Source organism: Brachybacterium sp. Z12 (assembly GCF_014400405.1).
Classification (GTDB): domain Bacteria; phylum Actinomycetota; class Actinomycetes; order Actinomycetales; family Dermabacteraceae; genus Brachybacterium.
The window spans coordinates 1,205,895-1,218,863 of the sequence record NZ_CP060496.1 but is presented as its reverse complement, the minus strand read 5'-3'; the positions used below and the strand labels follow the sequence as shown (position 1 = coordinate 1,218,863).

The 12,969-nt window shown below is 70.6% G+C and carries 10 protein-coding genes and 3 pseudogenes; 4 read left to right on the top strand and 9 right to left on the bottom strand.

All coding sequences use genetic code 11. From position 1 onward, the window contains the following. Positions 1-4: 4 nt before the first annotated feature. Together H3H54_RS06505 and H3H54_RS06500 are read right to left on the bottom strand one after the other, a co-directional pair. Complete coding sequence (locus tag H3H54_RS06505; RefSeq protein WP_262425981.1) at positions 5-799, bottom strand: hypothetical protein; 795 nt, start codon at positions 797-799, stop codon at positions 5-7. A 57-nt stretch (positions 800-856) separates the two neighbouring features. After that, on the bottom strand, positions 857-1,339 hold the full coding sequence (locus tag H3H54_RS06500; protein ID WP_262425980.1) for an SAV_6107 family HEPN domain-containing protein: 483 nt from the start codon (positions 1,337-1,339) through the stop codon (positions 857-859). Positions 1,340-1,493: 154 nt separating this feature from the next. Here H3H54_RS06500 and H3H54_RS06495 point away from each other — a divergent pair, with 154 nt between their 5' ends. Continuing rightward, positions 1,494-2,336 carry a spermidine synthase gene (locus H3H54_RS06495; RefSeq protein WP_262425979.1) on the top strand — a complete coding sequence of 281 codons (843 nt, stop codon included), beginning with the start codon at positions 1,494-1,496 and terminating at the stop codon, positions 2,334-2,336. A gap of 76 nt (positions 2,337-2,412) precedes the next feature. Here the strand turns inward: H3H54_RS06495 and H3H54_RS06490 are convergent, their stop codons facing one another. Beyond that, positions 2,413-2,616: a cold-shock protein gene (locus H3H54_RS06490; protein ID WP_193104230.1), complete on the bottom strand. Its 204-nt coding sequence runs from the start codon at positions 2,614-2,616 to the stop codon at positions 2,413-2,415. 298 nt (positions 2,617-2,914) lie between these two features. After that, a complete protein-coding gene (locus H3H54_RS06485) occupies positions 2,915-3,889 on the bottom strand; it encodes a proteasome assembly chaperone family protein (protein ID WP_262425978.1) in 975 nt (324 codons plus the stop codon). 153 nt (positions 3,890-4,042) lie between these two features. On the opposite strand from H3H54_RS06485, the pseudogene H3H54_RS06480 reads away from it, so the two are divergent. Next, positions 4,043-6,285: pseudogene (locus H3H54_RS06480) on the top strand (HelD family protein). A gap of 193 nt (positions 6,286-6,478) precedes the next feature. Here H3H54_RS06480 and nrdR read toward each other — a convergent pair. Together nrdR and H3H54_RS06470 are read right to left on the bottom strand one after the other, a co-directional pair. Beyond that, a complete protein-coding gene (gene nrdR, locus H3H54_RS06475) occupies positions 6,479-6,961 on the bottom strand; it encodes a transcriptional regulator NrdR (RefSeq protein WP_262425977.1) in 483 nt (160 codons plus the stop codon). 28 nt (positions 6,962-6,989) lie between these two features. Next, positions 6,990-7,385, bottom strand: coding sequence for a peptidoglycan-binding protein LysM (locus H3H54_RS06470; protein ID WP_262425976.1), 396 nt, complete (start codon positions 7,383-7,385; stop codon positions 6,990-6,992). A 169-nt stretch (positions 7,386-7,554) separates the two neighbouring features. Here H3H54_RS06470 and lexA point away from each other — a divergent pair, with 169 nt between their 5' ends. Further along, positions 7,555-8,250 (top strand): transcriptional repressor LexA, encoded by a 696-nt coding sequence (lexA, locus tag H3H54_RS06465; RefSeq protein ID WP_262425975.1) that lies wholly within the window; start codon positions 7,555-7,557, stop codon positions 8,248-8,250. Between the two features lie 85 nt (positions 8,251-8,335). Here lexA and H3H54_RS06460 read toward each other — a convergent pair. Both H3H54_RS06460 and hflX read right to left on the bottom strand, forming a co-directional pair. Continuing rightward, positions 8,336-10,355, bottom strand: a pseudogene (locus H3H54_RS06460) (ATP-dependent DNA helicase). A gap of 35 nt (positions 10,356-10,390) precedes the next feature. After that, a pseudogene (hflX, locus tag H3H54_RS06455) lies at positions 10,391-11,969 on the bottom strand (GTPase HflX). A gap of 152 nt (positions 11,970-12,121) precedes the next feature. Between hflX and H3H54_RS06450 the strand changes: the two are divergent. Beyond that, positions 12,122-12,820, top strand: coding sequence for a class I SAM-dependent methyltransferase (locus tag H3H54_RS06450; protein ID WP_262425974.1), 699 nt, complete (start codon positions 12,122-12,124; stop codon positions 12,818-12,820). Here the strand turns inward: H3H54_RS06450 and H3H54_RS19515 are convergent. Further along, the gene (locus H3H54_RS19515) at positions 12,774-12,941 is read right to left on the bottom strand and encodes a hypothetical protein (RefSeq protein WP_395963511.1); all 168 of its coding nucleotides are present in this window, start codon (positions 12,939-12,941) and stop codon (positions 12,774-12,776) included. The genes H3H54_RS06450 and H3H54_RS19515 overlap by 47 nt on opposite strands. Positions 12,942-12,969 lie beyond the last annotated feature (28 nt).

Below are 12,969 nucleotides of genomic sequence, written 5' to 3'. Positions count from 1 at the left end.
ACCGTCAGTGAGGTCCTCGTCCCAGGTGCGCTCGGTGCCCAGCGAGCGGTCCTGGTGCGCTGCCCGAGACCCGTGCGGTCGGTGCCGGCGGCGAGGGCGGCGACCTCGGGCGCCCGTGGGCCCAGCGCGCGGGTGAGCGTGGTCGGCGGAATGTCCCGGAGCTGGCCGATCGTGCGCACCCCGATCCGTTCGAGTGCGGCCTGCGCCTTCGGGCCCACCCCTGAGATCGCGGCGACCGGCAGCGGGGCGAGGAACTCGGCCGTGCGTGCGGCTGGGACGATGAGCATCCCGTCGGGCTTCGCCTGCGCGGAGGCGATCTTCGCGACAGCGCGGGAGACCGAGCCACCGACCGAGCTGGGCAGCCCGAGCTCCTCCCGGATCCGCCGGCGGAGCAGATCCGCGATCTCCCCGGCTCACCGAACAGGCGCCGGGCCCCGCGCACATCGAGGAAGGCCTCGTCGACGCTGATCTGCTCGAAGTCCGCGACGACGGTGCCCAGCAGGTCCATCACCTGGGAAGAGACCCTGCGGTACTGGTCGATCCTGGGCGGGACGATCACCAGATCGGGAGCCAGTCTGCGAGCCGTGGCCATCGGCATCGCGGAGCGGATGCCGCGGGTGCGGGCGGGGTAGCTGGCCGCCGCCACCACGCCCCTTGCCCCGGCGCCGCCGACCACGACGGGGAGCCCCTGCAGGCGCGGGTCGTCACGCACCTCGACGGAGGCGAAGAAGGCGTCCATGTCCAGGTGCAGGATCCCGGGGATCTCCTCGCGAGGCTCCCCCTCGACATGCACGCCCATCGGCACCTCCCTCGTGAACGCACTGTACCCGGGCGCCGCCGCGCCCCACGGTCGCCTTCACCCGGTCGCTGCGGGGTGTGTGACATGCGCGGGAAGATCCTCGAGCAGGCGCTGGGAGATCTGCGTGAGGTGCGCCGCGGTCTCCTCGAGGTGCTGCTCCAGCAGCGCCGGCTCCGGGAGGGCGGATCCGTCACGGTCCAGCCGCATCCGTTCCGCCACGAGCGGCGCGAGCATCCCCGCGCGTTCGGCGTCCTCGCCTCCCAGGCGCTCCAGCGCCGTCCAGACGTTCAGCGGCAGCGCACGGCGACGTTCACGGTTCGCGCGGGCCACCAGCACACCGGCACCGCGCAGGGCGGCGCGGTGCACGAGCTCGAAGGCCTCGCGAGGATCGACCAGGCGCAGCTCGCTCCCCTGCTGCCAGAGATCACGGGCCCGCTCGAGGTCCGCCTGATCCTGGTCGAGCCGGGCAAGGCGCAGTCGAAGAGAGCGCGCATCGACGCCGAGCGTCGCGGCTCCACGGCGGGATGTCATCGGTGTCATCGGGCTCCTCCTCCTGCGGCGCGGCGGACGCTTCTTGTGCTGTCCTCGTATCGAGCACGCTAGGGGAGGGTGTGACGGGCGACGCCCCACCTGCCCCGCTGTGGACCGAAGAGACCTGGGGAGGAACGGCAAGCGGATCTCCTAGAGTGGGGCGATGGCCCGCCGCGACCGCGAGCGACGACCTGCCTTCGCGCAGCTCGGTCCGCTCGACACCCCGATCCCCATCTCCACCGGCACCGCCCGGTTGACCCTCGAGAACGACGGCTCCGTGCTGCTCGATGTCAACGGAGTGCCCTCCTCGCACCTCCATCCGGACCCCGAGCACCTGGTGTTCGAGTACATGCGGTGGATGCTGCTGGTGATCGACCGGCACCTCGAGGCCGGCGACGAGGACGGCGACGGCGCGACGGCGGTCCAGCTCGCGCACCTCGGCGGAGGGGGCTGCTCGCTGCCCCGGGCGATCTCCGCCCGGTATCCGCGCTCACGGCAGATCGTGGTGGAGATCGATGAGCTGCTCGCCCAGCAGGTGCGCACCTGGTTCGATCTTCCCCGCTCCCCTCAGCTGAGAGTGCGGACCGAAGATGCCCTCAGTGCGCTCGGCTCCTGGCGCGAGAGCCGCTTCGACGTGCTGGTGCGAGATGTCTTCGCCGGCGCGGTGACACCGCAGGAGCTCACCACCGTCGCAGCCGCCGAGCACGCCGACAGGGTGCTGCGGGACGGCGGCCTCTACCTGGCCAACTGCGCGGCCCCGCCCGGCGCTGGCCTGATGGCGGACGAGGTCGCGACCCTGTCCGCGGTCTTCCCCCACGTCGGCGTCATCGCCGAGCCCGCTCACCTGTCGGGCAAGCGCCGTGGGAACTGCGTCCTGCTCGCCTCTCGCCGGCCGCCGCCCGAGATGATCGACCGTGATCTGCGTTCCGATGCGGTGTCAGTGCGCCTGGCCCGCCCCGCGCAGGTCGAGGCTCTCGCCCGCGCCGGGCGCGTGCTGGGCCGCTGACCCCTCCGACGACGACGGACCGGGCAGGAGCGCGATGCTCCTGCCCGGTCCGTGAGATTCGCGGGGGTGCCGTCGATCAGACCGGGCGGACCTGCTCAGCCTGCGGGCCCTTGTCTCCCTGAGTAACTTCGAACTCCACGCGCTGGCCCTCATCGAGGGCGCGGTAGCCATCCATGTCGATCTTGCTGTGATGTACGAAGACGTCTGCGCCGCCTCCGTCGATCTCGATGAATCCGAAGCCCTTTTCGGCGTTGAACCACTTGACCGAGCCCTGTGCCATACCTGTCACCTTCTGTGTCGTCCTTCATCGATCGCACGACGCGATCGCGGTGCCGCGTGAAGCCGTCCCCCGCCGAGGCGGGTGGCGCATTGTGCGTTCCGTACTGCTGTGCCGAGGCACCGTCGTAGGACTGTCCTGCTGGACCTGCATCACCGCAACGCGACCATTCTGTCACGATCGTGGCCGGGTTCACACGCACTGGGCCCTGGCTCGGTCACGAAGACGTAACGAACTCGGAGGTTGCAGGCCGCGTGGCCGCGCTGGCGGCCCATTGCCCACCGCACGCGCCCGCCCCCGCTCAGCGCGGGAAGGGATCGTCCGGTGACTCGCCGTCGTGATCGGCGAGGAAGCGTTCGAAGTGCTCGCCGATCTCGTCAGCCGTCGGGAGGTCCATCGTGGTCGCGAGCGGCGACTGATCCGCCTCGCTCATCGCGTCGTACTGCTCCTCGAGCGCGCTGACGATCTGGCGCACCTCCCCGTTCTGGGCGAGGGTGCCCTGGAGGGCGACGGTCGCGGCATCGGTGAGGTCGCCGAGATGGACGAGCGGCAGGTCGAGATCCGCCGCTTCGCTGACGCGGCGCAGCAGAGCCAGAGCACCGGCCGGGAAGTCCGTGCGGGTGAGGTAGTGCGGGATCTGGGCTGCATAGCCCATCGCTGGATGATCGGCCCGCCCGAGACGGTGTTCGAGGAGCGCGCTGAAGGAGGCCGGGATGATCAGCTCGGCGGCGCCCTCCTCCCCGAGCTGCGGGGCGGTGCCCGGGGCGGGGGTGGGGCGGGTGTTCGGCCTGCCCAGCAGGGCGGGATCGTTCGCATGGGCGAAGAGGCCGATGGGACGGGTGTGAGGCACCGCCATGGGCACCGCCTGCATGCCCACCACTCGCTCGACGTCGAAGTACTCGACGAGGTCGATCACCGCCTCCGTCAGCCGGCGCCACTGCAGATCCGGTTCCGGCCCATCGAGGAAGAGGAAGGGACGGTCACGCTCGTCGTACATCAGCGACAGCGTCAGCTCGGGGAGCTCCACGTCCACATACGAGGTTCCGTCGAAGGTCGCCTGCGGACGGGCGCCGCGATAGTCGATCAGCTCATCGGTGTCGAAGGAGACCAGTCGCAGATGACGCAGCTCGTCGCGGAGATAGGTCGCCGCGATCCGGCAGGCGTTGCCGGCATCGACCATCCCGGGCAGTGCGTGGACGAGGGTGAGACCTGTTCGCGGAACAGCCTCGAGCACCTCGACGGATTCGAACCGGTAGAGATCACGGGGGTCGCGCATCGCGGTCTCCTCCCTCGCGGCCGTCTGGATATCGGTGACCTGATGGCACGCGCACCCAGGCCCGTCCACCATAATGGACCACCGTGCTTCGCCGCCCCGGGGTCCGCCCGGAATCGGCGCAGCGTGAGGACGAACTCGGTGAGAGGCAGGGCCGTGGAGGACGCTGAGGGACAGATCGCCCGGGAGATCGCGCGCGAGCAGACGTACGCGGACCGGCTCTATACGAGGCTCGATGAGCTGATCATCCAGGTCGAGCGGAACCTCGACCAGATCCAGGCCTCGCAACACGCCTCGACCCACCAGAACCGGTCCGAGCGGGACTCGTTCATGGCACTGTACGAGGACCGTCTGGCGCTGCTGCGCTCCGTGGCGCGCAGCGTGGTGTTCGGACGCCTGGACATGGATGACGGCGCACGCCACTACATCGGCCGCATCGGGCTCTTCACGCCCAAGCGAGAGCAGCTGCTGGTGGACTGGCGAGCCCCGGCCGCCGCCGCGTTCTACCGCGCCACCAGCGCGGAGCGGCTCGAGGTGCGGCTGCGGCGGCACCTGATCAACCGCGGACGCACGGTCATCGGGCTCGAGGACGACGTGCTGGACCAGGCTGTGCTCGAGGATCCCGGCCACGATGTCCTGCTGCAGGGCGAGGGCGCGCTGCTGGCCGCGGTCTCCGGGAAGCGCACCGGCCGGATGGGCGACATCGTCGCGACCATCCAGGGCGAGCAGGACCGCATCATCCGTTCCGAGAACCGCGGGGTGATGGTGGTCCAGGGCGGCCCCGGCACCGGAAAGACCGCTGTCGCGCTGCATCGCGCGGCGTACCTGCTCTACACGCATCGCCGCCGACTCGAGCACACCGGCGTGCTCATCATGGCGCCGACCACCGGGTTCCTGCGCTACATCGAGCGCGTGCTGCCGGGCCTCGGGGAATCGGGAGTCGTGATGCTCACCCCGGGCGAGCTGTTCCCCGGCGTCGAGACCTTCATCCACGACGAGGACGAGGTCGCCCGCGTCAAGGGCGACTCCGCCATGGCCACGCTGATCTCGCGCGCCGTCAAGCAGCGCCAGATCATCCCGCGCCAGGACATCAGGCTGCGCATCGATGGCACGCCCGTCACGCTCTCACGCGAGATGATCAGTGCCGCCCGGCGCGAGGCGCGCGCCAGCCACAAGCCCCACAACGCCGCTCGCGCGGTCTTCGTGCGGTCCGCGATGGACCGGCTGGTGGAGAAGTACGAGAAGTCGTTGCGCGCTCAGGGCCACACCGTGATCCCCGAGGATCGACCGGACCTGCTCGCCGATCTTCGCAACGATCCGGAGGTCAAGCGCCAGCTGAATCTGGCCTGGCTCCCCTACACCCCGCAGGGATTCCTGAAGATCCTCTTCTCGCGCCCGGATCGTCTGCGGGAGGCCGCGCCCCGCTCACTCGCGGACCGGGTCGAGCTGCTCGCACGCCCCAAGGACTCCCCCTGGACGGTCGAGGACGTGCCGCTGCTCGACGAGGTCGCGGAGCTGCTCGGTGAGGACGCGGCGCCGGCCGAGGCGAAGGCCCGCGACGACGCGGAGCGGCGCCGGGCCGACGTCGAGTACGCCCGCGAGGTCATCGAGAACGTCGACACCTCGGGGATCATCCGGGCCGAGGACCTGGCCGACCAGGTCGGCCACATCCGCGACGGACGCACGCTCGCCGAGCGCGCCTCTTCCGAGCGCAGCTGGACCTACGGCCATGTCGTGGTCGACGAGGCCCAGGAGCACTCCCCATGAGCTGGCGTGCGCTCATGCGGCGCGCGCCCACCAAGTCGTTCACCGTGGTCGGAGATGTCGCCCAGACCTCTTCCGCAGGCGGCACGGATTCATGGGCCGCAGCGCTCTCGCCATACATCCAGGACCGCTTGCAGGTCGAGCACCTCACGGTCAACTACCGCACCCCGAGCCGCATCATGGACCGGGCCGTCTCGATGGCGCAGGCGCACAGCCTGCCCGTGACCCCGGTCAGCTCCGTGCGCGAGGGCGAGCGGGATCCGATGATCGAGCACGCCGAACCCTCCGAGCTCACCCAGCGCACCGCCGAGGCAGTGGCGGCCGTGCACGAGGAGCGACTGGGGCGCCTGGCCGTCATCGTCGCCGCTGAGCGCGTCGGCGCTATCGCAGCGGCGCTGCGCGCACATGGCGGTCTGCCCGCGGTGGGCGTGGGATCGGCCGGTGTGGACGACGAGATCGCCGTGATGACGGCGCAGGACGCGAAGGGCCTCGAGTTCGACGCGGTCGTGATCGTGGAGCCCGCGGAGCTGATCGATGCGCACGGGGCCGGCGATCTCTATGTGGCGATGAGCCGCTCGACGCAGCACCTCGGCGTGGTCCACGCCCGAGATCTCCCTGCCGGCATCGCGGACTGAGACAGGCGGCTCCCGTGCCCCGGGAATGAGGATCGGCGGCCGTGGCTTCCCTCCACGACCGCCGATCTGGTGTGCACTGCGTGAGTGCACGAGGGACATCTTATGCACAGGATCCGATGCCCTCGCACCAGATCCACAAAATCTGCAGAAATGACGCGCCCGGGAAGCTCCGCGCCCCGCTCGGGCCGGTCGCTCAGGCGGGGCTCGTGTCCCCTGCCTGGGCACCCTCGAGGCCCTCGCTGCGCAGTCGGGCGATCGCGGCTTCGAAGTCCACGAGCGAGTTGAAGTCCTGGTACACGCTGGCGAAGCGCAGATATGCCACGACGTCGAGCTCCTGCAGCGGCTGCAGGATCGACAGGCCCACCTGATGAGCATCGATCTCCGCGAGTCCGCTCGAGCGGATGTTCTCCTCGACCCGCTGCGCGAGCATCGCCAGCTCGTCGTCGCTGACCGGGCGCCCCTGACAGGCCTTGCGAACGCCGGAGATCACCTTTGCGCGGCTGAACGGCTCGCTGACCCCGGACCTCTTCAGAACCGACAGCGAGGCGGTCTCCGAGGTGGAGAAGCGTCTCGAGCAGTTGGGGCACTGGCGGCGCCGACGGATCGTCGCACCGTCATCGGACGTGCGCGAGTCCACGACGCGCGAATCGGAGTGTCGACAGAACGGACAGTGCATCCGCACAGGGTACCGGCACCCGGCCCGTTCAGCGGGCCGGATCCTCCAGGACGGGCAGTTCGATCACCTGGCCGGCCGTCACCCGCCCGGTGGGCAGGTAGTTGAGGCTGCGCACCTCGGCGACGAACTCCTGTTCGCTCACGCCTTCCGGGGCGAGCTCCTCCGCGTAGCCCCACAGCGTGTCCCCGGCTTCGACGGTGACCGTGACGGGGCCCTCGGAGTCCGAGACGGCGAGCGCGGACGGGAGGTCCAGCGTCAGCAGCACGGCGGCGGCGACGAGCAGGCCGAGGAAGAAGGCGAGGGCGGCGAGGAGCAGTCGCCCTCGACGGGTCGGCTCGAGTCGAACGCGCGCTCGAGCTGCACCCTCGCCCCGCTGCTCACGCTGCTGGGGGAAGGGAAGGACCGTGGCGGTACCGATACGCATATCCGAACTCCTGTTCGATCGAATGTATGTGCGACTGTAGCCCGACGATCCGACGACACGCAAGAGGAAGATCGAACATATGTTTGGCTTCTGCCTCGTGCCGTCCTACGCTGGGCCATAGGACAACGGAACCGCGAGGGTCCGACAATCGACGCCAGGAGGCCTCACGATGACGCCGAGCACCCCCAAGCCGATCCGGGCTCGCGGCGACGCTCCCACCGATGAGCTCACCGAGGCGCTGACGCGTCGGCAGCGGCTGATCCTGGAGACGATCAACGCTGCGATCGCCACGCACGGCTACCCGCCGACCATGCGCGAGATCGGCGATGCGGTGGGGCTGACCTCCTCCTCATCGGTCGCCCATCAGCTCCAGGCGCTCGAGCGCAAGGGATTCCTGCGACGCGATCCCAAACGCCCGCGGGCGATGGAGGTCGTGATGCCCGGTGTCGATGACACCCCCAGCGCCGCCCCCGAGCCGGAGCTCAGCCCGAACTCCGTGACGGTGCCGCTGGTGGGCCGGATCGCCGCCGGCGTCCCGATCACCGCCGAGGAGCAGATCGAGGACGTCTTCACGCTCCCCCAGCGCCTGGTGGGCGACGGAGACCTCTTCCTGCTCCAGGTGGTCGGCGATTCGATGATCGACGCCGCCATCTGCGACGGCGACTGGGTGGTGGTGCGATCGCAGAGCACCGCGGAGAAGGGCGAGATCGTCGCTGCGATGATCGACGGCGAAGCCACCGTGAAGACTTTCGTCCAGCGTGACGACCATGTCTGGCTGATGCCCCACAACCCGGCCTTCGCACCGATCCTCGGCGATCACGCCGAGATCCTCGGGAAGGTCGTGGCGGTGCTGCGCTCCGTCTGACCGCGCTCAGCAGCCCATCAGGCGCTCGCAGAACGCTCGGCGGCGCGCCAGCACCAGCTCATCGTCCAGTCCTCGGACCGGCAGATCAGTCCTCGGCGAGGCGGCGCAGCGCTCCCAGCGCAACCTCGGGATCCGAGGTCGTCCACAGCGGGGGCATGGACTCCCGCAGGAACCCCCGTAGCGCGCCGTCGACAGCCGCGGATCCAGCATCGCGACCATCCCGCGATCTGCCGTCGAACGGATCAGGCGCCCGGCGCCCTGCGCCAGCAGCAGCGCCGCATGCTGCGCAGAGATCGACATGAAGCCGTTGCCCCCGCGCTGTCCGATGCGCTCCTGGCGCGCCGCGGTGAGGGGATCATCCGGCCGCGGGAACGGGATGCGATCGATGGTGACCAGTCGCAGCGAGCGGCCCGGGACGTCGACGCCCTGCCACAGGGTGAGCGTGCCGAAGAGGCTGGCGTCCTCCTCCTCGCGGAAGGTCCTCACCAGGTTCGCCATCGAGTCCTCGCCCTGCACCGCGATCGTCAGGTCGAGCCGGGCCCGCACATGCTCCGCCGCGATCTCGGCACCGCGCCGTGAGGAGAACAGGCACAGCGCTCCTCCCCGGACGCTTCCACGAGCTCGGTGAGATGGTCGAGCATGGGCAGCGAGGGCCCGTCCCGCCCGGGCTGCGGGAGATGCTGCGCGGTGTAGAGGATGCCCTGGCGCCGGTACTCGAAGGGGCTGCCCACATCGAGGCCCGCCCAGGCGCTCGCGTTCTGCAGGGGCGGCAGCTCGTCCTCTCCCACCCGATCGCGGCGGGCCAGGCCCACTTCCCCGGCCGCCGGTTCGAAGCGGCCCCCGAGGGCGAGGGTCGCGGAGGTGAGCACCGCGGTGCGCTCCTCGAGGATGGCCCCTCGCATCGCCCCGGCGACGCTGAGCGGCGCCACCTGGATGCTCGAGCGGCCGGTGGCCTGGGAATGCGAGACCGAGACCACGTCATCGTCACCGGGGGCGGCCAGGCGCTCGCAGACGTCGATGATCTCCTGGAGGTTCGCACGGACCGTCTTGCGGGCGCCGGCAGAGGTGTCATCCCCCGCATCTTTCGCGTCGGAGTGGGCGGTGCGCGCCTCGACGCGAAGCTGGGTGACCGCGTCGGCGAGCCGCTCGGGCAGCTCCCCGATCACCCGGCCGTCCGGAGCGAGATCGAGGGATTCGCGCAGCTCCTCGGAAGCGTCATCGAGAGCGGTCGCGGCCACGCCGAGGCCGCGCAGGTCGCGGACGGTGCCGCGGAGCATGCCGGGGTTCAGCACATCGGTCACCGCGCTCGTCACCCGGGTGGAGAGATCGTGCGCCTCGTCGAAGACGACCACATCGTGATCGGGGATGATGCCGTGGTTGTCGAAGGCGTCGATCGCGAGCAGCGCATGGTTGGTGACCACGATGTCGACCTCGCGCGCGAGCTCCCGGCTGCGCTCGGCGAAGCAGTCCTCCACCATCGGGCAGCTGCTGCCGATGCACTGGGTGCCGGTGACCGAGACCTGGCGCCAGGCGCGGTCCGAGACGGCATCCTCCAGGGAGTCCCGGTCACCGCTGTCGGTCTCCTCGGCCCATTCGCGCAGGCGCCGCACCTGGGTGCCGAGCCGCTCGCTGCCGCGTCCGGAGGGATCCGCGGAGGCCTCTGCGAACAGCGCCCCGGAGTCGATGTCCACGGGGTAGCCGCCGGCGACCTTGTGCTTGCACAGGTAGTTCGCCCGTCCCTTGAGCAGCGCGAAAGTGGGGGTGCGCGGCAGATGGGGTGCGAGCGCCTCGACCAGCCGCGGCAGGTCCTTGCGGACGATCTGGGTCTGCAGGGCGATGGTTGCGGTGGACACCACCACCGGGCGCCCGCTGACCAGCGCGTGACGCAGAGCGGGCACCAGGTATGCGAGGGACTTGCCGGTGCCGGTGCCGGCCTGCACCAGCAGGTGGCGGCCTCCGGACATGGCGAGGTCGACGGCTTCCGCCATGGTCTGCTGGCCTTGGCGGGGCGAACCGCCGATCGCCGACACCGCGGCGTCCATCAGCGTGGACAGGGGGATGTCCCCTGCCGTGGGCGCGGCAGGGTGATCGGTCGGGGCGGTCATCCGGCCAGGGTATCCGGGTGCTGCGCGCAGGCCGCTCAGGCTCCCGCCGACAGGCCGTTCAGTTCTGCGGCGAGCGCCTCATCCACGCGGGCGTGGAGCCGGGTGCCCTCCATCAGGTGCTCCTCGGCGAGCACCTCCCCGTGGTGTGGACACGGGAGATGAGGTCGCCGCGCGAATACGGCACCACCAGGTCCACCTCGACGGCGGGGCGAGGCAGCCGCTCGGCGATCAGCTCTCGCAGCTCCTCGAACCCCATCCCGGTGCGTGCGGAGACGACGACGCTGTCCCCGACCTGGCTGCGCAGGCGCGCGATGGTCTCCGGTTCGGCGATGTCCGCCTTGTTGAGGACCACGATCTCGGGCACGTCGAATCCTCGAGCTCGCCGAGCACGGTGCGCACTGCGGCGATCTGGCCCTCCGGATCGGGGTGTGAGGCATCGACCACGTGCAGCAGGAGATCTGAATCGCCGACCTCTTCGAGTGTCGAGCGGAACGCTTCGACCAGCTGGGTGGGCAGGTGGCGCACGAAGCCGACCGTGTCCGCGTAGGTGAACTCACGGCCGTCCGGGGTGCTCGAACGCCGGACCGTCGGATCCAGCGTCGCGAACAGGGCGTTCTCGACCAGCACACCGGCACCGGTGAGCCGGTTCAGCAACGAGGACTTGCCGGCGTTGGTGTACCCGGCGATCGCGACGGCGGGGATCCGGTGGCGCCTGCGGTCGGCGCGCTGGGCGTCGCGGCCCGGCGCCATCGCCTTGATCTCGCGGCGCAGCTTGGCCATGCGGTCGCGGATGCGCCGGCGGTCCAGCTCGATCTTCGTCTCACCGGGGCCGCGCGAGCCCATGCCGGCTCCCGCTCCGCCCACCTGGCCACCGGCCTGGCGGGACATCGACTCGCCCCAGCCGCGCAGGCGCGGCAGCAGGTATTCGAGTTGGGCGAGCTCGACCTGGGCCTTGCCCTCCCGGGATTGGGCGTGCTGGGCGAAGATGTCCAGGATCAGAGCGGTGCGGTCGATGACCTTCACCTTGACGACGTCCTCGAGCGCACGGCGCTGGCCCGGTCCGAGCTCGCCGTCGGTGATCACGGTGTCGGCGCCTTTGGCGGCGACCAGGTCGGCGAGCTCCGCAGCCTTGCCCTTGCCCAGGAACGTGGCGGGGTCGGGATGCGCACGCCGCTGCAGGATGCCGTCGAGCACCTCGGAGCCGGCGGTCTCGGCGAGCGCGGCCAGCTCGCGCAGGCTGACCTCCGCTTCCTCGGCGTTGCCCGAGGTGTAGAGGCCGGCGAGGACCACGCGTTCGAGCCGCAGCTGGCGGTACTCGACCTCGGTGACGTCCTCGAGCTCGGTGGAGAGGCCCGCGACCCGGCGCAGTGCCTGGCGGTCGGCGAGGTCGTACTGCTCACCGTCGGTCTCGGAGTCATAGGTGACCGCGGAGACGGAGGCATCGCCGCGCGAGAGGATCCGTTCGGTCAGCGGGTCACGGCGCGGGGGCTCGCTGTGGGGAGAGGCCTCGGGGTCGCCTGCACCGTTCGAGTGGTCCGCGGCCCCGGCTCCTCCCGTGCGTTCCCCGTCGACGTCGTGGTCGGATTCGGGTTCGGGATGGAAAGCGATGGGCACGGTCGGGGCACTCCTTCGGTCGGGGGATGCTGCTCGTCCCAGAGTCCCACGTCCTCCCTCCGTGGTCGAGTGATTTTGCGCAGGGCGGAGCCGGAACGCCCGGGACGAGCTCTTCGAAGGCACGCGGCCGCCGCGCTCCGTATCCTGCTGGGGTGGACGAGCACTACTTCACCCCCTCCCCTGCGACCGATGACCGGCGCTTCCCGCTCCAGGTGCGCCTGGCGGGCCGCGATCTCGATCTGGTCTCCAGCGCGTCTGTCTTCAGCGGCCACGGCCTCGACAAGGCGACCGCGGTGCTGCTGGCCCGGCTCGACGAGATCACGCCGCCGCCACCGGGAGCGACGATCGTGGACCTCGGCTGCGGTTGGGGGCCGATCACGCTGACCGCGGCGCTGCTGCACCCGGACGCGCAGATCTGGGCGGTGGACGTCAGCGAGCGCGCCCGTGAGCTGACTGCGGAGAACGCCCGACGAGCGGGTCTGACCAACGTCCACGTGATCTCGCCCGAACAGGTGCCGGAGGGCTTCGCCCCGGATGCGATCTGGTCGAACCCTCCGATCCGGATCGGGAAGCAGGCCCTGCACGCCCTGTTGCTGGAGTGGACGGCACGGCTCGCCCCGCAGGGCACTGCAGCCCTGGTGGTGGGAAAGAATCTGGGGGCCGATCCGCTGGCTCGCTGGCTCGATGAGCAGCTGCCTCAGCGGGAGGTCGCGAAGGTCGCGAGCGCGAAGGGCTTCCGGGTGCTCGAGGTGGGCCCCCCGCCTGCTGAGGCCGCGGGCCGCCGCCGGGGCCTGTGGCCGCCCGTCAGATCAGCATGGTCCCGTCGGCCACCAGCTGTGCGGGCCCGGTGAGTGTGACCTCCCCTTCCGCGGTCCACCCGACCACAAGGCTCCCGCCGGGCACGTCGACGCTCCATGGCCGGCGCGAGTCGTCACCTGCACGGTGCGCGGCCGCGACCGCGACCGCCGCCACCCCGGTCCCGCAGGAGCGGGTCTCCCCA